At 62.9% G+C, this 25579-nt stretch carries 20 protein-coding genes; 15 read left to right on the plus strand and 5 right to left on the minus strand.

Features of this window, described 5'->3' with window-relative positions; all coding sequences use genetic code 11:
- Window positions 1-183: 183 nt before the first annotated feature.
- From FHT75_RS19410 to FHT75_RS19430, 5 genes are all read left to right on the plus strand, one after another.
- Window positions 184-918 carry an SDR family oxidoreductase gene (locus FHT75_RS19410; protein WP_183845158.1) on the plus strand — a complete coding sequence of 245 codons (735 nt, stop codon included), beginning with the start codon at window positions 184-186 and terminating at the stop codon, window positions 916-918.
- Window positions 919-992: 74 nt separating this feature from the next.
- Window positions 993-2270, plus strand: coding sequence for an L-fuconate dehydratase (locus FHT75_RS19415; protein WP_183845159.1), 1278 nt, complete (start codon window positions 993-995; stop codon window positions 2268-2270).
- Between the two features lie 223 nt (window positions 2271-2493).
- Window positions 2494-5073, plus strand: a complete 2580-nt coding sequence (locus FHT75_RS19420) for a caspase family protein (protein ID WP_183845160.1) — start codon at window positions 2494-2496, stop codon at window positions 5071-5073.
- Window positions 5074-5292: 219 nt separating this feature from the next.
- Window positions 5293-5703 (plus strand): tail fiber domain-containing protein, encoded by a 411-nt coding sequence (locus FHT75_RS35920; RefSeq protein WP_312865381.1) that lies wholly within the window; start codon window positions 5293-5295, stop codon window positions 5701-5703.
- 17 nt (window positions 5704-5720) lie between these two features.
- Window positions 5721-6983 carry a methyltransferase family protein gene (locus FHT75_RS19430; protein ID WP_183845162.1) on the plus strand — a complete coding sequence of 421 codons (1263 nt, stop codon included), beginning with the start codon at window positions 5721-5723 and terminating at the stop codon, window positions 6981-6983.
- Between the two features lie 268 nt (window positions 6984-7251).
- On the opposite strand, the gene FHT75_RS19435 is transcribed toward FHT75_RS19430, so the two are convergent.
- Window positions 7252-8859 carry a hypothetical protein gene (locus FHT75_RS19435; protein ID WP_183845163.1) on the minus strand — a complete coding sequence of 536 codons (1608 nt, stop codon included), beginning with the start codon at window positions 8857-8859 and terminating at the stop codon, window positions 7252-7254.
- Between the two features lie 151 nt (window positions 8860-9010).
- On the opposite strand from FHT75_RS19435, the gene FHT75_RS19440 reads away from it, so the two are divergent.
- From FHT75_RS19440 to FHT75_RS19470, 7 genes are all read left to right on the plus strand, one after another.
- Window positions 9011-9601, plus strand: a complete 591-nt coding sequence (locus tag FHT75_RS19440; protein ID WP_047613358.1) for a hypothetical protein — start codon at window positions 9011-9013, stop codon at window positions 9599-9601.
- A gap of 192 nt (window positions 9602-9793) precedes the next feature.
- A complete protein-coding gene (locus FHT75_RS19445; RefSeq protein ID WP_183845164.1) occupies window positions 9794-10171 on the plus strand; it encodes a hypothetical protein in 378 nt (125 codons plus the stop codon).
- Window positions 10172-10384: 213 nt separating this feature from the next.
- On the plus strand, window positions 10385-12334 hold the full coding sequence (locus tag FHT75_RS19450; protein WP_183845165.1) for a DUF4384 domain-containing protein: 1950 nt from the start codon (window positions 10385-10387) through the stop codon (window positions 12332-12334).
- 22 nt (window positions 12335-12356) lie between these two features.
- Complete coding sequence (locus FHT75_RS19455; RefSeq protein ID WP_047611907.1) at window positions 12357-13973, plus strand: caspase family protein; 1617 nt, start codon at window positions 12357-12359, stop codon at window positions 13971-13973.
- Window positions 13970-16531 carry a trypsin-like serine protease gene (locus FHT75_RS19460; protein WP_183845166.1) on the plus strand — a complete coding sequence of 854 codons (2562 nt, stop codon included), beginning with the start codon at window positions 13970-13972 and terminating at the stop codon, window positions 16529-16531. The genes FHT75_RS19455 and FHT75_RS19460 overlap by 4 nt, the downstream gene beginning before the upstream one ends.
- A gap of 13 nt (window positions 16532-16544) precedes the next feature.
- Entirely contained in the window at window positions 16545-17726 is a 1182-nt protein-coding gene (locus FHT75_RS19465; RefSeq protein WP_047614524.1) for a serpin family protein, read from the plus strand.
- A gap of 37 nt (window positions 17727-17763) precedes the next feature.
- Window positions 17764-20166, plus strand: coding sequence for a protein kinase domain-containing protein (locus FHT75_RS19470; protein WP_183845167.1), 2403 nt, complete (start codon window positions 17764-17766; stop codon window positions 20164-20166).
- 219 nt (window positions 20167-20385) lie between these two features.
- On the opposite strand, the gene FHT75_RS19475 is transcribed toward FHT75_RS19470, so the two are convergent.
- Window positions 20386-20865: a GNAT family N-acetyltransferase gene (locus FHT75_RS19475; protein WP_029868333.1), complete on the minus strand. Its 480-nt coding sequence runs from the start codon at window positions 20863-20865 to the stop codon at window positions 20386-20388.
- Window positions 20866-20967: 102 nt separating this feature from the next.
- Window positions 20968-21660: an HAD family hydrolase gene (locus FHT75_RS19480; RefSeq protein ID WP_183845178.1), complete on the minus strand. Its 693-nt coding sequence runs from the start codon at window positions 21658-21660 to the stop codon at window positions 20968-20970.
- A 162-nt stretch (window positions 21661-21822) separates the two neighbouring features.
- Between FHT75_RS19480 and FHT75_RS19485 the strand changes: the two genes are divergently transcribed.
- From FHT75_RS19485 to FHT75_RS19495, 3 genes are all read left to right on the plus strand, one after another.
- Entirely contained in the window at window positions 21823-22098 is a 276-nt protein-coding gene (locus FHT75_RS19485; protein WP_029868331.1) for a type II toxin-antitoxin system ParD family antitoxin, read from the plus strand.
- The gene (locus FHT75_RS19490; RefSeq protein WP_097542621.1) at window positions 22079-22429 is read left to right on the plus strand and encodes a type II toxin-antitoxin system RelE/ParE family toxin; all 351 of its coding nucleotides are present in this window, start codon (window positions 22079-22081) and stop codon (window positions 22427-22429) included. The genes FHT75_RS19485 and FHT75_RS19490 overlap by 20 nt, the downstream gene beginning before the upstream one ends.
- A 279-nt stretch (window positions 22430-22708) precedes the next feature.
- Complete coding sequence (locus FHT75_RS19495) at window positions 22709-23020, plus strand: DUF982 domain-containing protein (protein ID WP_029868329.1); 312 nt, start codon at window positions 22709-22711, stop codon at window positions 23018-23020.
- A 289-nt stretch (window positions 23021-23309) separates the two neighbouring features.
- Here the strand turns inward: FHT75_RS19495 and FHT75_RS19500 are convergent, their stop codons facing one another.
- Window positions 23310-24044 carry a phosphotransferase gene (locus FHT75_RS19500; RefSeq protein WP_029868328.1) on the minus strand — a complete coding sequence of 245 codons (735 nt, stop codon included), beginning with the start codon at window positions 24042-24044 and terminating at the stop codon, window positions 23310-23312.
- Window positions 24045-24219: 175 nt separating this feature from the next.
- The gene (locus FHT75_RS19505; protein WP_029868327.1) at window positions 24220-25191 is read right to left on the minus strand and encodes a DMT family transporter; all 972 of its coding nucleotides are present in this window, start codon (window positions 25189-25191) and stop codon (window positions 24220-24222) included.
- Window positions 25192-25579 lie beyond the last annotated feature (388 nt).

A 25579-nucleotide genomic window follows, 5' to 3' on the forward strand; every position in this document is an offset into this window, starting at 1 on the left:
TATCAGGTGAAACCGCGTGGCCTTCCTGGCACCAGGACTGGGCGGCAAGCCACCAACAATATCTTGCCGGACGACCGTCGAAGCGCGCAAAATGAGAAAAGGCCCGAGCCTCGCCCCCGAGCCTCATCAAGACAAACCGCATTCCGTCGTCCAGCATAGACAATTCCAGAAAAGGCCCGTGATATGACAAACAGACTTTCCGGCAAGACCGTTCTCATCACCGCCGCCGGCCAGGGCATCGGCCGGGCGACGGCGACAGCCTTTGCCGCGGTCGGCGCCAAGGTCCACGCGACCGACATCAACACCGAGGCGCTGGCGACGCTGGCCGCCGAAACCGGCGTTTCCACCCACAGACTGAACGTGCTCGAAGACGATGCGGTCACGGCCCTCGTCGCCGAGATCGGCGCTGTCGACGTGCTGTTCAACTGCGCCGGCTTCGTTCATGCCGGCTCTATCCTCGAGATGAAGGATTCCGATCTCGAATTCGCCTTCGACCTCAACGTCAAGGCGATGATCCGCACCATCCGGGCCGTGCTGCCGGGCATGATCGAAAGCAAGGACGGGTCCATCGTCAACATGGCCTCCGTCGCCTCCAGCATCAAGGGCGTGCCGAACCGCTTCGCTTATGGCGTCACCAAGGCGGCGGTGATCGGGCTGACCAAATCCGTCGCCGCCGATTACGTCGGCCAGGGCATTCGCTGCAACGCCATCTGCCCCGGCACGGTGGAAAGCCCGTCGCTGCAGGACCGCATGCGCGCCCAGGGCGATTACGATGCGGCGCGCGCCGCCTTCATCGCCCGCCAGCCGATGGGCCGGCTGGGCTCGCCGGAGGAGATCGCCGATCTCGCCGTCTATCTCGCCGGCGCGACCTACACGTCGGGCCAGGCGATCGCCATCGACGGCGGCTGGACGATCTGATTTCAGCCGGTAGTCCTGCCGGCTGATCCAGCCACCGCAATCGGCCCATACAATGATAATCGGGAGGAACACCCATGACCCGCATCACCGATCTTCGCGTCTTCGATCTCCGCTTTCCCACGTCGCAAAGCCTGGACGGATCCGATGCGATGAACCCCGATCCGGATTATTCGGCCGCCTATGTCATTCTCGATACGGACGCGCCTGATCTTGCCGGCCATGGGCTGACCTTCACCATCGGCCGTGGCAACGACATCTGCTGCATGGCGATCGAGGTGATGCGCCACCTCGTCGTCGGCGCCGATCTTGCCGAGATTCTCGCCCATCCCGGCCGGTTCTGGCGGCATCTGACCAGCGACAGCCAGCTGCGCTGGATCGGCCCGGACAAGGGCGCCATTCATCTGGCGACCGGCGCGGTGGTCAATGCCGTCTGGGATTTGCTGGCCAAACAGGCCGGCAAGCCGGTCTGGCGGCTCGTTGCCGATATGTCGCCGGAAGAGATCGCCGATATCGTCGATTACCGCTATCTCACCGATGTTCTCACCCGTGACGAGGCGATCGAGATCCTGAAGCGCGCCGAAGCGGGCAAGGCCGAACGCATCGCCATCCTCGAAAAAGACGGCTATGCCTGCTACACGACCTCGGCCGGCTGGCTCGGCTATGGCGACGAAAAGCTGCGCCGCCTGTGCCAGGAGGCGATCGACGCCGGCTTCGACCATATCAAGATGAAGGTCGGCCGCGACCTGGAAGACGATATCCGGCGTCTGAGGATCGCCCGCGAGGTGATCGGCCCCGATCGTTACCTGATGATCGACGCCAACCAGGTCTGGGATGTCGGCCAGGCGATCGACTGGGTCAAGGCGCTCTCCTTCGCCAAGCCCTTCTTCATCGAGGAACCCACCAGCCCCGATGATGTTGCCGGCCACCGCAAGATCCGCCAGGCGATCGGCCCGGTGAAGGTCGCGACCGGAGAAATGTGCCAGAACCGCATCATGTTCAAGCAGTTCATCGCCGAAGGCGCGATCGATATCGTCCAGATCGATTCCTGCCGCATGGGCGGGCTGAACGAGGTTCTCTCGGTGCTGCTGATCGCCGCCAAGTTCGGCCTGCCGGTCTGGCCGCATGCCGGCGGCGTCGGCCTCTGCGAATATGTACAGCATCTGTCGATGATCGATTACGTCGCGGTCTCAGGCACCAAGGACGGCCGCGTCATCGAATATGTCGATCATCTGCACGAACACTTCCTCGACCCCTGCCGGATCGAGAACGCCGCCTATATGCCGCCCAGCCTGCCGGGCTTCTCCATCGAGATGAAACCGGCCTCGATCAGCAACTATACGTTTCGAGGTTAAGGAAACCTCGCCGGCCGCATGTTAAATTCCTGATTTCGACAGTCTTTCTTGTCGATGATGGGCTTCCAATCTGACGGAACCGCTCCAATTCACTTGCAGGCGGCGAAGCTTGCCTTTTGAGGCGCCGAGGAATATTTTCGTCGTGTGAATGCGGAGGGGGGCCAGCACCAGCAGGCCAGCAAATTTTATTGAACCCTGGACAATAGATGTTTGCGATCGAGCCATGCCCAAGTTTCACCACGTCAGGAGACTGTGCGCTTATTTGCTGATCGTCGCGGCAATGCTGCTGTCGATCGGCACGGCATATGCCGCCATTACCGAGGAGAGCGGGCGCCGCGTCGCGCTCGTCATCGGCAACTCGGTCTATAAGACGCTGCCCTCGCTGCCCAATCCCGCCAATGACGTCGAAGAGGTCGCGACCACGCTGCGGGCTGCCGGTTTCGACGTGACGATCGGCGTCAATGTCGACCGTATCGGGCTTGAGGATACGGTGCGCCGTTTCCTGCGTTCGACCAGCAATGCCGAGGCGGGCCTGATCTATTATTCGGGCCATGGCATCCAGGTCGGCGGGCAGAATTTCATCGTGCCGGTCGATGCGACACTGGAGACGCCCTATGACGTCGAGACGCAGACCATGCCGCTCGACCTCATCCTGAACCATCTCAAGCAGAATTCGCGGGTGCAGCTGATCTTCCTCGACGCCTGCCGCAACAATCCCTTCAACGCCCAGAAATTCTGGATGGCCGAAAAGCTGGAACCGGTCGGCGCCACACGCGGACTGGCGCGCATCGACAGCGATCTCGGCAGCCTGATCGCTTTCTCCACCGAACCGGGCCAGGTGGCGCTCGATGGCACGGGCGCGCTTAGCCCCTATTCCGAATCCTTCATCAAGCGCGCCAGCGAACCCAACAAGGAAATCCGCCAGGTCCTGACCGATGTGCGCCGCGATGTGATCGCCATGACCGGCGGCAAGCAGGTTCCCTGGGAAAACTCGTCGCTGACCGACAGCTTCTATTTCATTCCGGCGCCGCCGCCGCCGAGCGTCGAACCGATGCAGCAGGTGAGCGTGCCGGAGGGTGCCACCGCCACCAAACTGCCGATCGCCCCGCCGCATGACGAGACCGGCGCAGCACTGCTCGTCACCCTCAACCAGCTTCCAAAGACCGGCAAGCTCAGCTTCGACGGCAAACCCGTCGAGCAGGGCGCGAAGATCCCTGTGGCAGCCCTGACGGCGCTGACCTTTGATTCATCCGGCGTTGCCGCCGGAACCGTCGGCCTGATCGGCTATACCGTCAGCGACCCCTATGGCCAGGCGACCCAGGGCGTGGTGGCAATTACCGTCTCGGCGGATGCCGGCGCCAAGCTCGCCCAGCTGGAACAGCAAAAACAGGTGCGGCTTGCCGATGCCGATGCCTATTTGAAGACCTTGCCGCGCGACGTCAGCGCAACGATCGGCGTCGGCCCCGTCGAAGCCGGCCTGCCTGCCGTCCCGGCATCGGCCACCGAAATGACCTTCAAGGTCGCGGCCCTGCCCGACAAGGGCACACTGCGCGCCGGTGACCGGGTGATCGGGCTTGGCCACGTGCTGGAGGCCGCCGATATTCCGACCCTTTCCTACGAGCCGCAGATCGGCACCGAAAACCAGCCTTTCGCCCTGACGCTGCAGGCCGCCAATGACGACCTGGCGCCGGCCACCATCACCTTCAAACCGGCGCTCGACGCCTGCGATACCGCGGCCGCGGCACCCCTCGACCTGCAGGGCGTGACCGCCGGAAAACTGCCGAACGAGATCGACCCCTCCTCCGCACTGCCGGCCTGCACGGAGGCGGTCAAGGCCTATCCTGAGGTGGCGCGTTTCGTCTACCAGCTCGGCCGCGCCCAGCTTGCCAATCGCGATACGAAGACGGCTTTTGCCACGATCACGAAGGCGATGGATGCCGGGCATGTCCGGGCGATCTATGAGCTGTCGAGCCTTTATGAATTCGGTGCCTCCGTCCCGCGCGACGCAGCCAAGGCAAGCGAGATCGCCAAGGGCGGTGCGGCCAAGGGCGATCCATTCGCCCTACACAGCTACGGCAAGGCCCTTTACTACGGCCGTGGCACCAAGGCCGATCAGCAGCTGGGGTTGCGCCTGATGCTGCAGGCCGCCGATCTCGGCCATACCTACGCGATGAACGAACTTGGCTATATCTTCCTGAACGGCGTCAACGTGCCGGCCGATCCGGAGCGCGGCATCCGTTTCTACGAGGCCGGCGTCCAGCGCAACGACATCTATTCGCTGAACAATCTTGCCCTCGTCTACCGTTTCGGAAAAGGCGCTCCGGAGGATCTCCCGAAAGCGCTCGACCTTTTCACGCGGGCAGCGGAGGGCGGTCAGCCCTATGCCCCGACCAATCTTGGACGCATGTATCGGGACGGCATCGGCGTTGCCGCCGACAAGGCGGAAGCGGTGAAATGGCTGGAGATGGGCGCAGAACGCGGCGACTATTGGGGGGCGCTGGACCGCGCGATCCTGGCGAAGGAAGACGGTGCGGACGCTGACAGCCTGGCAACGGCGGCGCGTTATTTCGCGCTGGCCACCGCCGTCAACATGCCGGGCAGCGGCGACCCGAAGAACCAGGCGAAGGCGGCACTCAAGGCCTTGCCGAATGCTGCAAAGAAGAAAGCGGAAAAAACCTTCACTGCCGAGTTGACCGCTCAAGAGCAAAAGGCGCTTCCGAAGACCAAGTCGCTCGACGACAGGCTCGTTCAGCTCGCCAAGGCGACATGGGTCAAGCGAAATCCGAGGTACGATCTCTTCTAAGACGGCGATCTGGGGGCGCCCTTCATGACAAGAAAGCTCATCATCCGTGTTCTGCTTTGCTCGACCTTCCTTGCAGGTTCAGGCGCAATCTTGCAGAGTTGCATTTTCGATCCTGGCGCGAAAACGCTGTTCACCAGCGAAGAGCCGGCCAGGAACGTTACTCCGGCCCGGAACGTTACGCCGGCCAGAAAAACCACACCCACCATTAAAAAAGTGGCCGTGCAGAACACTCAACCGGCTTTCACCCGTTCTGAGAATAGTTCCAGCGGGAATTCCGGCTCTGGTGGCGGCGGCTCATCGAGTTCCAGCGGCGGTTCGTGGTCCGATCGCCGTCTGAAGACCGATATCCGCCGGCTCGGCATCTCGGCTGAGGGCATACCGGTCTACGCGTTCCGCTATGTCTGGGGCGGCCCGATATTCGTCGGCACCATGGCGCAGGATCTGCTGGAGATCAGACCTGAGGCGGTCATCGATACCGGAACGGGCTACTATATGGTCGATTATGACAAGCTCGATATTGCGATGATTTCGCTGCCGGAGGATGCGTCTCCGCCGACGGATGAAGCCGCAATGGCGCTTGCCATGCAAGCGCGGCTAAGCTCTCCGGCTTCCGTCCAGCCGGCAATGTAATCGAGAAAGCCGAGCGCGTGCCGATATCGCGGGACAGGGATACCGTTACCGGGAACTCTCTCGTCAGCCAGGCTGGGACCCTTGTCGGCGTTCTCATCGGCATTGCGCTCTCGGCCTATCTGCAGCTTGAGCCCGGCAAGGCGATGGCGCTCGCCGTGTTCTGCCTTCTCCTGGCCTGGATCGTCGTCGAGGGCACCCCGGCTGCGCGTCGGGCCTGGACATCGCGAGAGAGGCGGGACGAGGCTCCCGCCATCTTCTGGCGGCGCATCGGAACGAAGCTCGTCGGCCTCGCTGCACTTTTGGGCGTGGTCGTCATCGCCTGTTCGGTCTTTCCGTTTTTCACACAGTCGTCGGCGGTCCAATGGTTCATCGAGGCCGGCCACACGACCATCGTCATTTCCATCGCGCTTGCTGCGGCCACCATCCTCTACATCGTAGCCACCGATCAGATCGCCGAAGAGCCCGACGATTATCTCCATCAGGTCGGGCGCGCGGTGCTGATGCAGGATTTTCGCGACGAGGACGTGCTGTTCGCGTTGCGCCTGCTCGCAATCAAATGCTTCTTTCTCGTGCTGATGTTTTCAGGGGGCATGGCGGCTCTTACCGATCTTGCCGACAAGCCGGCATGGGCGTATCCGCCGCTCTCCGCGGCCTGGTTCGAAGGTCTCATGCGGCTCGTCTTTCTCCTCGACGTCGTGCTTGCCGCCGGCGGCTATATTGCCACCTTCAAGCTTTTTGGCTGGCATGTCAGAGCAACGGAGACGACGGCGCTCGGCTGGCTGGTCTGCCTCATCTGTTATGAGCCGCTCTTCCCGGCGATCTCGCATGCCTTCGTGCCCTATGGCGACGGGCCGGGCTGGGAAACGGTGATCCAGGAGGGCTCGGCCATCTTCATCCTCTGGAGCGTCGCGACGCTGTTCTGCACCCTGATCTACGTCTGGGCGACCGTCGCCTTCGGGCCGCGATTTTCCAACCTGACCCATCGCGGCATCATCACAACAGGCCCCTATCGCTTCATCAAACACCCGGCCTATGTCTCGAAGAACATCTCCTGGTGGCTGTTTGCATTTCCAAGCTTCATTGCCGGCGGCCTGACGGAGGGGCTTGCCCGGGCCGGCATGCTGGCAATCGTCAGTCTTATCTACGTCATGCGCGCCCGTGCCGAAGAGCGCATGCTGAGCCGGGATCCCGCCTATCGGGACTATACTGAGAGCGTCGCCACCCATGGGCTCTTGGCGATGGCGAAACGGCGGCTGGCGCCGACAGCGCCGCGCGTCTGAAAAGACCCGCAAAGGACTTAAACCAGAGGGAGATCGGCGAGGTCGGCCCCTTCATCCGCCTGCCGGCACCTTCTCCCCGCTCGCGGGGCGAAGGGGATATGCCGCAACCTCTCCGTTCCCCACTAACCTCTCGCGGGGCACGTCCCCTCTCCCCGCGAGCGGGGAGAGGGTTAGGGTGAGGGGCAACTTGCGGGTACGAACCGGACAGCCGACAGCCGCTGTCATACTTTGAATTATGCAGCAGACCGGTGACATGACGCTTCCGCCGTCAGCCATCCAGCCCCCTGAAGCGCACCGGCTGGTAACCGCGCATCAGCAGGCTGCCGAGCGAATAGGTGTTGCGGCAGACGCGGCCCTTGCAGGCATTCGGTGAGGCCTCCATCACCTCCACCTTGCGGTCGTCGGTAAAGCGCATGAACAAGAGCACATGCGAGCCGGGCTTGTTCAGCGCGTCGCCCGGCCGCATCGACCAGGGGTCGGAGAGGCGCTTGGTGATGCCGGGGATGGCGCGCGTCGTCACATGCATCTTCAGGCCCCAGGCGTCGCTGACGAAGCCGGAGCAGTCGACGCCGAGGATGTTGGATTGCGGCGCGCTCTTGGTGCAGACATTGCCGGCGGCCTGGCCCTTTTCCACCCCGCCGATGAAATTCTCGAGCGGCGTCTTGCAACCCCAGCAATAGGGAACGCCCTTGACCGTCTGGCCGCGCTTGCCGATCAGGTAGGTCGGGCGGCGCAGCCGGTTCATGTTGTCGCAGCCAGGCCCGGGATCCTTGCCATAGGCCGTCGGCGTCACCAGCCAATTCAGCGTCTCGAAGCCGATCGCCCGCTCGATGACGTCGCTGCGCGATTTCGGCACGATCGCCACCTTCGGCGTCTTGCCCGGTTTGCCGGCATTCGGCTGCTTGGCGGGGCTGGCGACGGCAAGCTTGCGGCCGGGCTCCCTGCCGTCGAGCCGCAGCACCTGCGCCCGGCTCTCCAGCGATCTTAAATAGAGCACGTCGCCACGCGGGCCGATCGCCACGAAGCGCCTGGAGAAGACCGTGCCCGGTTCGATCGGCAGGTCGTAGACCCGGTCGATTGTCCCGTTCGGCGTGAACCGCACCACCAGCATGCCGGTGCGTTCGGGTCGGTCGGCCGGCACTAGCTCGACCAGCGCATAGGGCCGGCCTGTTGTGTCGATGTCGAGCAGTTCGACGGTGCCGATCCGCCCTTCGGAGGTCAGCTGCAGCGACAGGAAATTCTCCTCCGAGCTGCTGCGCCGCAGCAGGATCTCAGCCTTGTCGTTGGCGGCCGAGACTTCGGCGACGATATCGCCGAGCCCGCGGCTCGGCACATATTGCTTGACCGGTGGTCGGACCTCGGACCGGCTCACGCTGCGGCCGATCTCGTCGATGATGCTGTTCAGCGGCCCGGGCGATACCGAGCCCATCGAGGCGAAGACCGAGCGGGTGTAGTCGTCGGCATCGCCGTCGCCATCGACGGCGCGCAGCGTCTGCGACCGACCGTCGGCATCGGTGGCGCGCTCGAGCGGCACGACGCCATCGGACCAGAGGTAGAGTTCGTTGTGGACGACGGCGAGATCCTCCGGCGTGGCATTCTCCGGCAGCGGCAGGATCTCCGGATCGGCCTGCGAACGTTCGGCGTCGACGGCGAGCACGCGGCCGTTGTTCTGGTCGAGAATGTAGATGGTGCCGTTGTCACCGACGGTGATCGCCGCAGGCCCGGATGCCTCCACTTCCTCGTTGGACGAGATGATGCCGACCGAACGCGCGCCGTCGCCGCTGCGAAGCTCTATGATTGTCGTGTCTTTGGCAAGACCTGGCGAGGCGACTGCAAGTGCCGCGGCAAACAGAATATGCGACCCCAAACCACGCATTGCCTCGACCCTCGAAAAGACTGCCAAGCCATTCAAAATGGTAAGATAGATGCGCCCCATCAGCAAGCTGTTGCTTTCCAAACGATTTGGAGATCTGCGCCTGGAATAGTACAAGATCATCGTCTCGAAGATTTGCTGGCAGGAAATGCTTATGCTGGAATGGAACGGTGACGAACTGGCGCTTGATATCAGCCTGCTGGAGCAGGTTCGCGCCGCACGGATCGGTTTTTCCGATCGCGTCTGCGCGGCGTCTGCCAGCAAGGACGACAAACATCTGGCGCAACTGCGCTCCGAGCCGACCTATCTGATGGCCGAGTTCCTCTATTCGATGAAGGTTTTCGGCATCAACACGGCCGAGGATATCGAACGCTTCGCCGATCTGCACAATGATTACGTGGTTTCGCTGACCCGCGATCCGGCCAAGCTGCAGCGCCTGGGGCTGTCGCAGGATCGGGCGCTCGCCTCGATGTTCACCGCCGACACCAAGCCGCGGCTGATCCAGAACTGGGCGGAAAAATCAGGCGCGATCGACCAGTCCAATCTCGCCCGTTTCCTGGTCGCGGTGATGTCGAGCGAGACCTGCCGCAAGACGCTGATCGATTTCGAGACGGCGGGCTTCATGCAGCGCAAGCGCTCGCCCTACGGCACCATGGTCGTCTGGTCGACGGGAATGATCGAGGAGATCTTCGGCGAGATGCTGCGCGACCTGCGCCTCAGCCTGCAGCAATTGAAGATCCTCTAATGCATGTCGCCCGGAAGTGTGCAGCGGTTCCGGGGCAACGACATGCATAAAACAAAGAGCGAAAGCGCCTCTGCCAGTCGATTTCAACCCTCCCAATCGATTGGTGCCAAGCGCCGTTGCCATCCTCCCAGCCTCTCCCTATTGTCGGGGCGCTTGTCGCGTAATGGCGCCCATAAGACGGATGTGACGACGATGACGAAATCCTGGCTCATAACCCTGTCGATCGGCCTGCTGCTGGCGCTGCAAATGCCCAAGCTTAGTCAGGCCGGCCCGGTCGAGGATGCGCTGGCGGCGCGCAACCCCGCGCTGGCAGCGTTGCGCCAACAGGACGAAAAGGCCTTTGCTGCGGCGACCGCCATCATCGCCGAACATGAGCGCGCCGAGGGGCTGGCGCCCGGCGAGGCCAAGCTGCCCGATGCGACCTCGCCCGGCCGCGACATGGGCTCCGGCCCCGGCAAGGAATTCGCGATCGACAATCCGGATATTCTCTGGCTCTACAATTCCTCGCCCGAGGGCATGAGCGACCTGATCTCGATTTTGAAATCAGCCGGGCAAAAACCCAAGAACTAACGGCCCTCCCGCCAGTCGAACCGGACTATAACAAGCGGCGGATATTGCCGAGCTCGAGTCTTGCTCACGTCTTTTTCCTGCCGGAGACTTTCAGGCTCCAAATAATTTGTAACCCTCCCTCAAGCAAGACGGCCGAAACCATCCCAATTTCGCCGGTCAGTGCTATTCTCATCTTCAACACAGTGTGAGATTGTTCGAAGAGGAGGTTTTCCAATGCTGAACCGCAAAGCCATCCTAGCAGCAGCCACCTTTCTTTCACTCTTTTCGGTGGTTCCCGCCGTCGAGGCGCAGAACGAACGCACACTGACCGAAGCCCCGGCCCAGACCGGCCCCGTCAGCATCACCTTCGATCGCGCAGAAGCCAAATACGCCATCGGCGAAGTGGTCGGCCTCTTCATCCAGTCGAGCGAAAACGCCTATGTCACGGTGCTGAACGTTTCGCCGAACGGCGCGGTGGTGAAGCTTTTCCCGAACAAGTATCAGACCGATGCACTCATCGGCGCCGGCAAGCGTGTGCAGGTGCCGGATCCGGCCAGCGGCGCCCGGCTGCAGGTTTCAGGTCCGGTCGGCCAGGAGCAGATCAAGGTCTTCTATTCCTCCAAGCCGCTGACCATCTTCGCCGATCTCGGCGGCAGCGGCAGCGGCATGTTCCGCTCGATCGACGGCGGCATGGATGCCGTGTCCCGCAGCCTTGAGGAAGCCCGCAGCCTCGGCACCAAGATCAGCAGCAAGACGCTGATGCTGACGACGGTCGATAGTCTGCCCGCGGCTCCTCCCGTCGCAGCCGCCCCTGCCGCAAAACCCGCACCGGTCGAGCAGGCTGCAAAGCTGCCCGTTGCGCCGAAACCGGCAGCCGCTCCGAAGCCGGTGACGAAACAGGAAGTTGCCAAGAAGCCGGAAACGGTGGTGGAAAAACCGAAGCCCGTTGCCCCGAAAAAAGTCGCGCCGAAACCCGTCGAGCAGGCCACCACACAGCCGCCGAAGAAATACAAGATCGTCACCAATCTGGCGCCCGGCCAGGAACTTGCCGCCGACGAACTGGAGCTGATCGGCCCTGCCGACACAACCTCATCCACCCGGCCGACCCAATATAAGCAGCCGACGCAGTACAAGCAGCCGGCCCAGTCTTCTCAGACCAAGATGCCGAAACTGCCGATGCCGCAGATCAAGATGCCGCAATTCAAGCTGCCCGGTGGCTTCAGCATCAAGATGCCGCAGCTGAACCTTGGCCGTTCGGCCGAACCGGATCAAGCCGGCGAGGAGATCGAGGTCGGCAACGCCGATACGCCTGTTTGCACCGCCCTTCTCGACAAACTGAACACCGCCGTCGCCGCCAAGGATATCACCGCTGCCGCTTCCGAGGCCGATGCGATCGCCGTCAGCGCTGATTGCGGCCAGTTCCAGGTGAATGCCCAGCGCCGCGTCGCAGCCCTCAGGCTTTCCGCCGCGCAGGAGATGATGGCCGCCGACAGACCGGTCGCCGATTACGAACCGCTGCTTGTCGCTGCCGACAGTCCGCAGGTGCTGTGGCAGGCTTCCGCCACGCTCGGCGAGATCTATTTCTCCGCTCGCCGCTTCGCCGATGCCGCCGCCGATTACCAGCAGGCGATCGAGATCATCAAGAACGAGACCCGCACGCCGAAGGCGCCGCCGGCCGAAACGATTTCCGATCTCATCCAGCGCGCCGCCCAGGCCCGCATCCTTGCCGCGAATCCTTCGAGCGACAATCCGCAAGGCAGCTTCGTGCCGGCCGAGAAGGATCACCGCAGCGGCGTGCTCGGCGGCATCTATTCCGAGAATGTGCGCGGCATCGTGCCGGTCTCCATTCCGGTGCCGATCACCTTCGATTTCGACAAGTCGAGCTTCACCTCGATCGGCACCGAGGCCGCCGAGGAACTGCTGGAAGCGCTGAAGGAGCAGAAGCCCGGTCGCATCATCCTCGTCGGCCATACCGACCGGCGCGGCGCTGACGATTATAATCAGAAGCTGTCCGAGCGCCGCGCCCAGGCCGTCGCCGATTTCCTGAAGAGCCACGGCATCGACGCGACGATCGATGCCGAGGGCCGCGGCGCCTCCGAGCCGGTCGACGTGACCGCAACCGCAAACCTCACCGAAGACGATGTCGATGCGTTGAACCGGCGCGTCGAATGGCGCCGCGAATAGCGGGGGCGAGGGGAGTTTGGCCATGTCCGCATCCGTTTCCATGGCCGCCGCATTAGCCCTCCTCACGCTGGCGGCCACCGACAGCCTGGCAAGGACGATCGAGGCGCCCGAGCGCGGCGCGGTCCGGGCGGTGCTGGTCGGCATCGATCTCTATCGCAATGTCCCGCCGCTGCATGGCGCCGTCGCCGATGCCGAGGACCTTTCCCTGTCGCTGCGCTCGGTCGGCGTCGAAGACATGACGCTCCTGAAGAATGGCGCAGCCGATCGCGAGGGCATTTTTCAAGCGATCGGGGCCGTGACGGAGCGGGCAGGGCCTGGCGACCTCGTCGTGCTCGGCATTGCCGGTCACGGGTCGAGCGAGCCGGAACGCGTCAAGGGCTCGAAACCGAGCGGCCGCGACGAGGTCTATGTGCTGGCCGGCTTCGACACCCGGCTGCCCGGATCGCGCGAGCGCATCTTCGGCGACGAGTTCAAGGTGCTGATCCGCAACCTCGAGGCCAAGGGCGCCGATGTCGTCTTCATCGCCGATACCTGCCATGCCGGCGGCATGACCCGCGACGTCGATCCGCGCGGCGCCGAGATCACCTGGCGTCAGGCGCCGTCCTATACGATCGAGGAGGATGACCTCGCGCCGATCTCGACGACGGCGGATGCGTTGTCCACCGGCTTCGATTTCAAACGGCTGACCTTCCTTGCCGCCGTCGACGAGAACACCAAGTCGCCCGAGATCACGATCCCCGGCATTCCGCAGAAGCGCGGCGCGCTGAGTTATGCCACCGCCCGCGCCTTCGAGGGGGCTGCGGACCGCAACGGCGACGGCGCCGTCAGCCGCCGCGAACTCTTCGAATATGTGCGCCAGGCGGTCTATCAGTTCACCGACCAGCGGCAGAACATCTTTACCGAAAGCCCGCCCGGAACCGATCTCGACCGTGCGGTCGTCTATGCCTACGAAGGGGCGGGGGCGCAGGCGGCGGCGGAGAAATCAAACACTCCGCTGCCCACCGAGCCTACGCCGATCAGCGTCGCCGCCCTGGGGTCCGAGCCGGTTCTGCAGGGGATCGACGCAGCTGTCACGCCATTCAAGGTGACCGAGGGTGCCGATGCCGAACTCGTCTTCGATCCGGAAAATCGCGAGGCGATTGCCGGCGGCGATGTCGTCGCCTCCGGCGTCGGCGCCGGCGACATGCCTTTTGTCGTCGACCGGATGGCCGCGCTCGAAACGCTGAAGCGGCTGTCGGAGACAAACCCGCAAACCGTGCGCGTGACGCCGTCCGACACCGTCCATGGCGAAGGCGAGCGCGTCGGCGTCACGGTTTCGGATCTATCGGGCCGCAAGCTCGTGCTCTTCGACGTCACCGGCGATGGCACCGTGCAGTTCCTCTATCCCAACGAGAAGGAGGCCGATGCCGAGATGTCTCAGACCTTCGACCTCGATCTTTCGGTCGTCGCGCCGTTTGGCACCGACCTGCTCGTCGCCGTCACCTCTGAAACCCCGATGCCGCAGCTTGTGGAGTTCCTGAAGCAAAACGACAGGCGCCGCACCGCCGGCAATATCGCCAGGCGCCTCGGCGAATTCCTCCCCGAGGGCGCCCGCGTCGGATTTACGGTCCTCTATACCTCCGCCGGAGCCAAGCTATGAGCACGTCGATCAGCAGGGTCCTCACGATTGCCTCCGCCATGCTGCTTCTGACCTCTCCAGCTCTTGCGCAGCAGGATACCGATTTTGCCGGCGAGGATGGCGGGCGCGTCATCGGCGGCCAGGCGGCGAGAAAAGGCGAATGGCCCTGGCAGGTGAAGATCCTGGCGCCCGACCCCGAACAGCGCGGCCGCTTCGGCGGCCATTGCGGCGGCTCGCTGATCGCGCCGCGCTGGATCTTGACGGCCGCCCATTGCGTCACCAGCGGCCGCTCCGGCAAGCAGGATCTCTTCGCCCGGGATCTGCTGATCGTCGAGGGCAAGTCGAAGATCGACAAGGTGATCGCGGTCGACGGGCCCGACAAGCCCGGCCTTGCCGTTGATGACGTTGTTATCCACGAGGATTTCGACCGCAAGGTCTTCGCCAACGACATTGCCCTCATCAAGCTCGCCGAGCCCGCCAAATCGAAGCCGGCGATCCTTGCCTCGGCCTCGGATGAGGCGGTGGAGGCCGCGGGCCACCCCGCCGTCGTCACCGGCTGGGGTTACACCAAGGCAGACCACGGGTGGGATGACAAATATCTGCCGACCGAACTGCAGGAAGTCGAACTGCCGATCGTGCCGCGCGAGGACTGCCGCGCCGCCTATCGTGACAGCTCGATGCGGATGAACCCGATCGACGAGCGCAATGTCTGCGCCGGTTATGCCGAAGGCGGCAAGGATGCCTGCCAGGGCGACAGCGGCGGACCGCTCGTCGCCCAGCGTCCCGACAAAAGCTGGATCCAGCTCGGCATCGTCAGCTGGGGCGCCGGCTGCGCCGAGGCCGAACATTACGGCGTCTATACCCGCGTCGCTGCCTTCCGCGGCTGGATCGCCGCAAAGACCGATGGCGATGTGCCTGATGTCGAAGGATCGGCGAAAGGCGATCAGGTCGCGTCAACCACCACCGGCGCCGGAACGAAGCAGCAAAAATCCGGGCAGGAAGAGGCCAACCTCACCATCACCTCGCCGCCCAGCGGCGACGCCCCGCCCGCCGGCGATACCCCGCCCGCCGGCAATAGCGCGCCTGCCGGCACGACTGAAACGCCAAGCCCCGACATGCCCGCGGACAAACCCGTCACCGGGCCTGCAGACGCCGAACCCGACGTCCAATCCCCGACCGTCCAGACGCCAGTGATCCAAGGCTCCCCCGGCGATCGCGCGCTGCTGATAGGCATCGACGATTACGAGATGCGCGAGGCCAAATTGACCGGCTCCGCCAGCGACGTGAAGGCGATGCAGGTCTTCCTCGCCAAGACGCTCGCCTACCGCCCGGAACAGATCCACACATTGACCAACCGCAAGGCGACCCGCGAGGCGATCCTGGCCGAGATCGACGACTGGCTGGTGCGCCAGTCGACGCCGGGAAGCCGTGTCTTCCTCTATTTCAGCGGCCAGGGCTCGGAGGAAATGGGCGCCGAGGAAACGACGAGCCCGACGCTGGTGGCAGCCGATGCGAAACTGGTGCGCGAGGGTGGCAAGGTGACGGTCACCAACCAGATCCGCGAAACCGAGATCGCCGCACGGCTGAACAGCCTCAAGGACCGCCGCGTCACCCTGCTGATCGACGCCTGCCATGTCGGCCCCGGCAGCCGCAGCGCGGTCGCAGCACCCTCCGGCACCGTGCGCTGCCTCGGCCCGGCACTGGCAGCCATCGAACCGCCGAACAAGTCAGGCAAGGAAGCGAAATTCTCCTTCGGTGGCGAAAGCGCCATGGTCTGGTCGGCCGTCAATGCAGGGCAGTGGGCGCTCGTCGATCGCGAGGCCAAGCCGGCGCTCGGTGTTTTCACCCGCCACTTCATCGAAGGCGTGCAGGATGGCGTGGCACGCGCCGCCGACAAGCCGAATGTCAGCAATGCCGCCCTTCTCGATTATGTCCGGCGCAAATCCGACGAATATTGCCGGACGCATGCCGAGGATTGCCGCTTCACGCCGGTCCCGCAATTCTACGGCCTGCCGGATGCGCTAGGCCGCGACGTGATCACCGGCGAGGAGGCGAAGACGCCGGTCGCCGCCGTCGAAAATACGCTGAAGAGCGACAATGAGGCCGGTGTTGCCGTCGACATGCTGCCCGGCACCGCCGTCAGCATCGGCGACAAGGTGGCGATGCGCGTCTCTACCAAGAAGTCCGGTTACCTGATCCTGGTCGATATCGACGCCGCTGGCAAGCTGACGCAGCTCTACCCGAACAAGCGCTCGATGGGCCTGAAGCCGACGGCCAAGAGCGGCGACAACCGGCTCGATCCGGCCCGGCCGGTCGTCGTGCCCGATGCGCGCAATCCCTATATCGGCTTCGAATATCAGGTCGAGGGTCCGGCCGGCGTCGGTATGGTCGTCGCCATCCTCAGCGACAAGCCGATCGAAGTGCTCGACCTGCCGGATGTGCCGACACCGCTGGTCGGCCAGCGCGCCGCCTTCAACTATGTCTACGATCTCGCCCGAAGCCTCAGGATCGTCGGCGACGACGAGACCGGCGCCCAGGGCAAATGGTCGTTCGATTCCAAATTCTATCGCATCCGCTGAAGAGGAGCGAACCATGCCGAAATCCACTCTGCTGGCCGGTCTTGCCGCTTCCCTGATGGCGTTTGCCCCAGTCCATGCCGGCGAGACCGGCGACAGCAAGGCGGTGCTTGCCGCCCAGGCGGGGCTTGCCGCCGAGCTCATCGACCGCACCCTGGCAAAGGAAGGGGCGGCCAATATCATGGTGTCGCCGGCAAGCCTTGCGGCCGCCCTCGGTCTCGCAAGCCTCGGCGCCTCCGATGAGGGCAAGGCGGCAATCGCCAAGAGCCTCGGCTTCGCCGGCGAAGTGAAGGGACCGGAAAAGGTGCTTGCCGCCATGACGGGGGAAAAGCCGGCCGCGGCCGATGCGCCTTTGGCGACGGCGGTTGCGATCGTCTTCGACGACAGACTGGTGCTCGTTGCCGATGCGCTTCCCATGCTCGCCGGTCACCGGGTCAAACCTTCGATCGAGGATCTCGACGGGCCGAAATCGGTCGAGAACATCAACGGCTGGGTGAAGAACGCCACGCGGGGCGCCATTCCGTCGATCCTCGACGCACCGCCCGGCGGCGGCTTCGTCAGCCTCGGCGCACTCTCCTTCAAGGCGCGCTGGAAGACCTCCTTCGAGAAGGAGAGCCCGGCAAGCCCATTTCAGCGCCCGGATGGCTCGACGATTTCGGTGCCGATGATGCATCTTGCCAGCGACGGGCAGAGGTTTCGCTCCGATGAAAAATTCACCGCCGTCGATCTTGCCTATGCCGGCGAGAGCTACAGCATGGTCGTGGTGGCGGCGCGCTCCGGCAAGGGTGTCGGCGGCACGGATCTGAAGGCGCTCGCTTCCTGGCTTCAGGGCGAGAAATTCGAGGCCGCCAAGGGCGAAATCTTCCTGCCCCGCTTTTCCCTGAACGACGGGCGTGATTTGATGCCGGTACTGAATGCGATGGGCGTGGCGCCCGAGAAGGCCAAGGATGCGGGTTTTCCGGGTTTCACCAAGGAAAACATCCGCTTGTCCCATGTCCTGCAGAAGACCATGATCAAGGTTGACGAAAACGGCACGGAGGCGGCGGCAGCCACGGCTGTCATCACGGAACGCAGCATCGAGCCGACACTTGTTCGCGTCATCGCCGATGCCCGTTTTGCCTTCGCGCTTCGCGATACGAAGACCGGCCTGCTGCTCGCCGCAGGCCTGATCGGTGACCCGCTTCTGGCGGGTGAATAGAATTCGGTTTCATGAATGAATGCAGGGGGACACGTGCATGAGAAGTGATCTGATCGCCCGCTACACGATCGGCGAGCCGATCTATGAAAACGAGTTCATCGTCTATCCCGCCCAGGACAAGCGGATGGACCATGCGGTCTTCATCGTCACGCCCGATATAGCGCTAAAATTGGACAAGGCGCGTTTCGAGCGCGTCTGGACCTCGATCAACGAGGCCAAATCGCTGACGGCGCGGCGCTTCGTCGAAATCGAGGACCTTATTCCGCCGTCGCCGGAAGACGACAATTTCTATATCGTCGAGAAGCGGCCGTCGAAGACGCTGCACCAGTACCTCGACGAAACGGAGATGGTGGCCTACGAGCGCGCCGTCGAGATCGGCCGCCACATCCTCGAGGGCCTGGCGACGCTGCACGGCGCCGGTTACGCCCACAATGCACTGACCGACCAGTGCATCTATGTCTCCGAGGATTATTCCGGCCTGTCGGTGCGGATCGGCAACCTGCACCTGATCTCGAAGATCGGCGAGCATATCATACCGCCCTATGTGCCGGAATTCGGGGCGCCGGAGATCTATGCCAGCGGCACCTTCTCCGCCTCGCCGGCGCTCGATATCTACGCCATGGGCATGATCGCCTACAAGCTCTTCCTGCCGCGGCAGACCTATGCCAGCGTCTTCGACAGCGTCATGGTCTGGGAAGACGAGCACCAGCGCGAGCAGAGCTGGAAGAACATCCATCTCGATCCGTCCAACGTCTTTCCCCGCCTTGATGTGCTGACCCCCGGTTTTCCCGAGGGTCTGGCAAACCTTGTGGAAAGGATGCTGAGCCGCGACCCGGCCGGGCGACCGCGCACAGGCGCCGATGCGCTGGGCGAATATGCCCGGGTGACCACAGGCATCCAGCCAATGTCATGGGATCCGCGCGGCGGCATGCAGCAGCCGGAACCGCCGAAGCCGAAAAAATGGACGCTGGCCAAGCTCTCGATGATCGGAGCGCTGCTCTTGATCTGCATCGGCGTCGGTGTCGTCACCATCCCCAAACTGCTGCGCCCGGATCCGAAGCTCGTCGCCGATGTCGACACCTGGAAGAAGGAGGCCGAAAGCCGCAAACAGAAGGCGATCGCCGCCAAGGCGCCGGAGCGCCCTTCCGGTGACCAGGCGAAACTCGCCTATGACACCGGTTCTGCGGCGCTGACCTCGGCCGATGCGCTGCTCAAGGACGAAGACTACGACAAGGCCCTTCCGGGCTATCAGACGGCTGCCATCAATCTCGGCAATGCGCTGATCGCCATCTCCAAGGAGAATGCCGAGAAGGCAAAAGCTGCCGCCTCTGCCGCAGGCGGCGACAAGGCGCCGGGTTTTGCCGAGGCCGATACCAAGATGAAGACTGCCGCCGAGGCCGCCGCCGCCAAACAGATGCACGCTGCCGTCGGCGCCTATGACGAGTCGAAAACGACGTTTGACGATGTCGCCAAGGCGCTCACCGCGCTCACCGCAGCCGAAAAGGACGCGGCGGCCAAACGCGAAACCGTCAACCGCATCGGCGCCGGCGATAGCCCCGACGTCGCCAAGGCGAGCGGGCTGATGACCGAAGCCAAGGCCAAGGCCGAGCAATGGCAGACGCCGGCGGCGACCTCAGGCTATGGCGACGCCGCCAAACTGTTCGACGCCGTCATCGCCGATGTCATGGCGGCGAAGGACGAGGCCACCGCGCTGAAGCAGAAGGTCACCGATCTCAACGCCTCGATCGCCACTCGCGCCGGTGCGGCCGATCCGACGCTAGCAGCCCTCGCGCCGAAGATCGGCGAGGCCGACGACCGCTACACCGCCGAGGCCTACAAGCTCGCGATCATTGCCTACCAGCCGATCCTCGCCGATCTCGAGGCGCTGTCGGCGCGCGGCTTCTGCCCGGTTTCGCCGACCCTTGCCTTCGAAACCGTGCCGGCCGGAAGTTATTCGCTGGAGAATGTCCGGCTGATGACCTCCTCGATGAAGGAACTCGGCGGCATGCTCGGCGTTGCCAATGGCGCAGTGAAGATCGACAAGTCTTTCTGCATGCAGACGAAGGCCGTCAGCCGCGCCGAAATGGCGGAATATTACACCGCCATCTCAGATCAGACCGCCGCCCAGGCCTATGCCGACAATCCGCAGCAGCCGGCCGACGACGTGCCGCTTGCCGTGGCGCAGAACTATACCGCCTGGCTGTCGAAACAGCTGAACGCCCCCGTCCACCTGCCGTCGGCAACCGAATGGATGGCAAGTGCGGCGAAGATCCCGCCGGAAAAACTGCCCGATAACGGCGACATCATCCTGCAATGGAGCGCCACCCCCTGCGAAGCCGGCGGCAACGTCGCCTTCATGGCGCAGGAGGGCTCCACCTTCGTCGTCTGCTCGGATGCTTCGGCCGGCGGGATTTTCCGGGTTACTGCAGAATTGCGGTGAGGATCGGAAGGGTGGAGATTGAAGGGGGAAAGCTGGGTGCCGCTGACTATCGGCTGCGCGGGATGATGCGCCCGCCCGACCGCGATGGGACAATGTCGATTATCGGCAATGTCCCGTTCGGGCCGCGTCGCGGTCAGCCAGGCTGATGGCGATCAAATCCCGAACGGCGTGCAAGTCCGTCAAGACGCAAGCGCCGAGGCCAAGAAAAAATAGAGAATTCTAGCCGCGGGCAAACGCCGCCAGCGTCTCTCCCGCCATCCGATAGCGGATCCATTCCTTCTGCGGCTCCGCGCCGATCGCCTCATAGACGCGGATCGAAGGTTCGTTCCAGTCGAGCACACTCCATTCAAAGCGGCCGCAGTTCTTTTCCAGCGCGATCTGTGCCAGGCGCCGCAACAGCGCCTTGCCGGCTCCCGAGCCGCGCGCGTCCGGTGTTACGTAGAGATCTTCCAGATAAAGGCCGTTCTTCGCCTGCCAAGTCGAATAGCTGAAGAAATAGACCGCCATGCCGATCGCTTGGCCTTCGCGTTCGCAGATCAGCGCATGCGTGACCGAACCGTCGCCGAAGATCGCCGCACGCGTGCTCTCCTCGGTCGCCTCGACCTCGTGGATCGCCTTTTCATAGTCGGCCAATTCGCGGACGAATCGCAGGATCGTTGCCGCATCTGAAGGCGTCGCGGGGCGTATGTTAAGGGTCATGTGAGAGGCTCCTGATCTGGCGCTCCAGATGAAAGAACCGTCCCGACCTGTCAACTGCATGACGTGCGGAGTGCATCTGTGTAGGCTTGCAGTTTTGTTCCCTCACGGCTCCACGGCGGCTCCCGCCATCGAGATGGCGATCAAATCCCGAACGGCGTGAAGATCCGCCAAGATGTAAGCGCAGCGGCCAGGAATATCCGGAGCCGGCTGAACCAGATCAGGCACCATGATGGTCATCGCTCCGGCGCCTGATGCGGAGAGAACTCCATTTCGGGAGTCTTCCAGGGCAACGCATTCCGATATGGGCAGGTTGAGCCGCTCGGCGGCCAGCAGGTATGGAGCGGGATCCGGTTTTCCCACCGTGTAATCGCCATAGGCAATAATGGTTTGGAACCGGCGGCCTTGCAGCCCGGCGGCCGAAAGATGCGCCTCGACGGCCGTCCGATCCGATGAGGTGACGATGGCCGAAGGGATCCGCGCCGCTTCGAGGAAGGATAGGATTTCCGGCAAGCCTGCCTTCGTTCGTAAATCCGTTTGCACCATCTGCGTGAAGAGTTCCGAAGCCTGCCTCCAGAGATCCTCCAGAGGGGCATCCTTGCCGAACCGGGCCAACAGGAGTTCGCGCACACGGGAAGCCGGCAAACCGATGGTTTCAAGATAGGCCGAGAGAGGCAATTCGAAACCCGCATTCCGTGCAGCCGTGATCGTCGCATCCCGATACAGCGCCTCGGTATCGAACATCAAACCGTCCATGTCGAACAGAACGGCTTTGGGGGCACGGGGCAGGCGCTGCATGTATGGCTTTCGACAAAGGGGATTCGCTTGAGTGTATACTGGCTTGCCGTGACTGCACCATGGCCTATGGGTCGTCACCGTCATGACGAATAGAGGGAGGGGTTCCGGCAGATCGACAAATATGCTACTGAGTAGCAAATTCGGCTCAATGGAGATAAACCGATGAGTGTCAAATCGTCGATCTCGCTGACCGACCAGCAGGACGCCTTTGCCCGTTCGCTGGTGGAAAGCGGCCGGTATTCCAGCATGAGTTCCGTTCTTCAGCAGGGCTTGGAACTCCTCCGCCAAAAGACGGAGGCAGAGGCCGTCGAAACGGCAGCGCTTCGCGAATTGGTCCAGCGGCGTCTGAAAGGCCCGATGATTTCCACGACGGAAATGGAAAGCCGCGTCGAGGCGATGATCGAGCGGAAGCGGCGGGCTGTTCGTGTGGAGCCTTGAATATTCCGAGGATGCCGAACGCGATTTTGAGCTGATTTTCGATCATCTCTTCGAGTCCCACGTCGAACTCGGAGACTTGGCCGACGAGGCGTTGGAGCGTACCGCTGAACGAATCCGCAAGTTGCGTGTCGAAATCGATCGTCTCGTCGATACGCCTTATACCGGCACATTGCGGGCCGACATTGACCCTGGAATCCGGTTTCTTCGGCGGGATAAGGCGGCTATCTGGTTCGTGCCGGTGGAAAGTCGTCGCACGATCACTATCGCTGCAATTTTCTACGGCGCGCAGGACCATATCAGACATATGCTCGCACGTATGCTGGCTGGATAAGGTCCCTACTGGTGGCAGTTGCTACGCTTCGTCGGAAAGCATGGTTCAAAAACGCCTTCCATGATTTCCGATCATGTGGACGGCCTTTCCGCCCCAGGGATGTCACCTGTCGACGCAACGCAGGGCGCTCCGAGATAAAGCCATGGGCGCCATTTTTCCTGATTCCACAGCCTCGCGTTCAAGCGGTGCCTCTCGACAGTTTTCAATTCCAAATTTCAAAATACGCGCGTATATTGATCGCGGGGACTGTAGTACCCGTGCCTTGAGGGGTCGAGGACAATGTGCTGGAATACATCATCAGCATTTACGCCGGTCGGATTCGCTTTGCGAGGACCGGCATCTCGCAAGATCGTATGGACGCTGGGCGACGCGGCGCGTCTCCTGATCAACGACTGGCCTTGCGATGACGGCGAGGAATATGTGGCTGCCGTGAAAGCCTGCGTCGACGCATTGAGCGGGAAGATTGCCCCGGAACAATTCCGGGAAGCGCTTCTGCGTGCGGCCGATGAGGCGGGGATCGCGGCTCTATCGCTCGTCCCGCGGGGACTGGGAGAGCGGCGGCCGGACCTTCCTCCGATGATGCTAACCTAGGCCGTATTTCCAGGGGCTACCTGCCTATCGACGTCAGGCTTGCGCCGGGAGCGGCCGTCGCTGATGCATGTCGCCCGGAAGTGTGCAGCGGTTCCGGAGGTACGACATGCATAAAAACAAAGAGCTAAAGCACGTCGCTTGAACCACGTTTCATGCGACGCGCTTTAGAGCAATTCCAGGAAAAGTGCGAAGCGGGTTTCCCAGGCAAAGCGCGAAGCGCTTTTGCCGGGAATTGCGTAAAAACAAAAGAATAGAGCGGTTCTGCGCTTCCGTTAAAAGCTGAACCGCTCTAGACCGCTCGAACTTCGGCAAGTCGCTGTTTCGCGTATTCGTCATCCCAACAGACGGCGGCTTCCCATGCGGCCGATGCTTGCGCGGCGATGTCATACGCCCCGGCTTCCAGATCGGCAGCATTATGGGGCAAGACGAGGTCAAGGTCGGGGACGTCGATATGCGACTCATCCCAGTCGATCAGTGCGACGCGGTCCGTGGTCATGCGGATGTTGGCAGGGTTGTTGGGATTACCGTGGACGACGCTTGCCTCACGTCCGATAAGCCGTGCCCACGCCGCGCGGCATCGAGCGACGCCATCTGGCGGCATCGCGGCAAGGTCGATCCTCGTCCCCGTCTCGGCATGCAGGAGGTCCGTCGAGGATCGCCACCCTGGGCGCTGCGGCCAGCCTTGCGTCAAACGATGCAGTTCGCGGAGGGTCTCGGCGACACGACGCCAGTCGCCCTCGGTCTCGGGTGGTCCGCCATGCATGTATGTCATAACCATCAGGCCATCCGCGAATAGCCGGCCGTCGTCTGCCGGGATCGGCACCGGCACGCTCAGACCTTCACGGTCAAGGTGCCGGAGGAGTTCAACCTCCCACGCCAGATCAGCATTGCTCCTGGTACCCAGACGACCGACTGCAAGTTGCCCGTGGATGTGCACGCTCCAGACATCATTGGCGACCCCGCCAGCCAGCCGTTCGATGCGAACCGCGTCCTTGCCCCACAGCTCCAGTGCTTCCCATCCCACTCGCGGCACCCTCGATCAACCCGATTGAGACTTGGGTAAACCAAGCGCAGGATCGGGACAACACCCGGTCGCATTGCGCCCCATATTGCTCATAGAACCACCTGTTTCCTTTTTCCGAAAGCGGACATGGCACAGGTTTGAGAAGCGGTCATTGGGAAAGCCATTGCGTTCGTACTCAGGCTTTGGTCGCCTCCGCTCTGGTCGTTGGCTTCAGCAAGATGATGAGAAGCAAGCCGGCGACGATGAGTGCCGCGCCTTCGAGATGATAGCGTTGCAACTGTTCGCCGAGGAACAGGTAGGCGAGCACGGCGATAAAGATCGTCTGGATGTAAAGCAGCACGCCCGCCCGCGCCGCACCCAGGGCCTCGATGCTGCGATTGAAGAGATAATACATAACCGCGCCACCCGGGATCGCGACATAGCCGAGCGCGATAAGGCCGCTGGCATTCAGCGTCGAGCGCTCGTCGGAGACAAGCTCAAACAGGTAGAAGGGCAGCGCCGTCAGCACCGCTGCACCGAGGAGCAGCACCAGGAGCGCAAGGCGATTCACATCGAATTTCGCCCGGCGGAGCAGGACGGTATAGAGGCTGAAACAGAACGCGCCAGCGACGATCCACAACTCCCCGGGATTGAGGTCGAGACGCAAGAGCGCAGCCGGGCTGCCCTTGACGATGATGACCACGATCCCGAAAAAGGCGAGGATCGATCCGATCACCTGCCAGCGTCCCATCGGCTCAGCCAGAATGAAACGGGCAAGAATCATGGTGATGATCGGGATCAGGGCGATGATGATGCCGGCGGTCGTGGCATCGGCATGTTCAAGGCCGACAAAAATCAGGCCCTGGCAGACGCCAAGCCCCACACCGCCGATGGCGAGCAGCTCGAGGCCGCGAGCCCGCACCAGCGCGACCATGGCGCCGAAATGCCGGTACACGATGGGCATCAGGATCGCCCAGGCGATCAGCACGCGCCAGAAGCAAAGCGCCCAGGGCGGCATCTCCGAAGAGACCCATTTCGCGGCGATATAGACGCCGGCCGACAGCAGCCAGCAGAAAACCCCCACGGAATAGGCGGCTGCAAGCGAACCGCCCGCCGCCTGTTCCGTCCCGACCGTGTCGCGATGGACCGCCAAGACATGTATCGCCATGGCCCAGTTATGCCACAATTCCCGTGCGCTGCACAGATGAAGGCGGCGGTATCCCTGGTTGCTAAGCCGCCGTCTGCTGGCGGGACGAGTATGCAGTCAAGCGGCTTGCCGAAGTTCGCCCGGTCTGAGCAGTTGCGGCGGGAAATCGGCTCTCCTGAAGAGGCGGCACGGCCGTCTGCGTGAATCCCATCCCGATGAAGCAGCGATGACCGCTTCGAAGCGTTGCACACGCATCGCGGCCCCTGCGATTCTGCACCGTTTCATGATCCGGGTGATGCGTATCGAGAGGCTGGCTCTCATTTTCCCCGGCTACCGACCAGGGCGCGTGGCCGGTAAATTTTCTCCATTCGATCAAGCATTTCGCTTGACTGCCAAACGGCATACTCGG

The organism is Rhizobium sp. BK112 (genome assembly GCF_014193215.1).
Lineage (GTDB): Bacteria > Pseudomonadota > Alphaproteobacteria > Rhizobiales > Rhizobiaceae > Rhizobium > Rhizobium anhuiense.

What these genes read in the sequence shown, in the direction of transcription:
- FHT75_RS19415 (WP_183845159.1), top strand. Translation starts at nt 993, where the DNA reads ATGACCCGCATCACCGATCTTCGCGTCTTCGATCTCCGCTTTCCCACG.
- FHT75_RS19435 (WP_183845163.1), bottom strand. Translation starts at nt 8,859, where the DNA reads ATGCGTGGTTTGGGGTCGCATATTCTGTTTGCCGCGGCACTTGCAGTC.
- FHT75_RS19465 (WP_047614524.1), top strand. Translation starts at nt 16,545, where the DNA reads ATGCCGAAATCCACTCTGCTGGCCGGTCTTGCCGCTTCCCTGATGGCG.
- FHT75_RS19460 (WP_183845166.1), top strand. Translation starts at nt 13,970, where the DNA reads ATGAGCACGTCGATCAGCAGGGTCCTCACGATTGCCTCCGCCATGCTG.
- FHT75_RS19410 (WP_183845158.1), top strand. Translation starts at nt 184, where the DNA reads ATGACAAACAGACTTTCCGGCAAGACCGTTCTCATCACCGCCGCCGGC.
- FHT75_RS19475 (WP_029868333.1), bottom strand. Translation starts at nt 20,865, where the DNA reads ATGACCCTTAACATACGCCCCGCGACGCCTTCAGATGCGGCAACGATC.
- FHT75_RS19505 (WP_029868327.1), bottom strand. Translation starts at nt 25,191, where the DNA reads ATGGCGATACATGTCTTGGCGGTCCATCGCGACACGGTCGGGACGGAA.
- FHT75_RS19485 (WP_029868331.1), top strand. Translation starts at nt 21,823, where the DNA reads ATGAGTGTCAAATCGTCGATCTCGCTGACCGACCAGCAGGACGCCTTT.
- FHT75_RS19480 (WP_183845178.1), bottom strand. Translation starts at nt 21,660, where the DNA reads ATGCAGCGCCTGCCCCGTGCCCCCAAAGCCGTTCTGTTCGACATGGAC.
- FHT75_RS19455 (WP_047611907.1), top strand. Translation starts at nt 12,357, where the DNA reads ATGTCCGCATCCGTTTCCATGGCCGCCGCATTAGCCCTCCTCACGCTG.
- FHT75_RS19420 (WP_183845160.1), top strand. Translation starts at nt 2,494, where the DNA reads ATGCCCAAGTTTCACCACGTCAGGAGACTGTGCGCTTATTTGCTGATC.
- FHT75_RS19440 (WP_047613358.1), top strand. Translation starts at nt 9,011, where the DNA reads ATGCTGGAATGGAACGGTGACGAACTGGCGCTTGATATCAGCCTGCTG.
- FHT75_RS19470 (WP_183845167.1), top strand. Translation starts at nt 17,764, where the DNA reads ATGAGAAGTGATCTGATCGCCCGCTACACGATCGGCGAGCCGATCTAT.
- FHT75_RS19495 (WP_029868329.1), top strand. Translation starts at nt 22,709, where the DNA reads ATGTGCTGGAATACATCATCAGCATTTACGCCGGTCGGATTCGCTTTG.
- FHT75_RS19450 (WP_183845165.1), top strand. Translation starts at nt 10,385, where the DNA reads ATGCTGAACCGCAAAGCCATCCTAGCAGCAGCCACCTTTCTTTCACTC.
- FHT75_RS19445 (WP_183845164.1), top strand. Translation starts at nt 9,794, where the DNA reads ATGACGAAATCCTGGCTCATAACCCTGTCGATCGGCCTGCTGCTGGCG.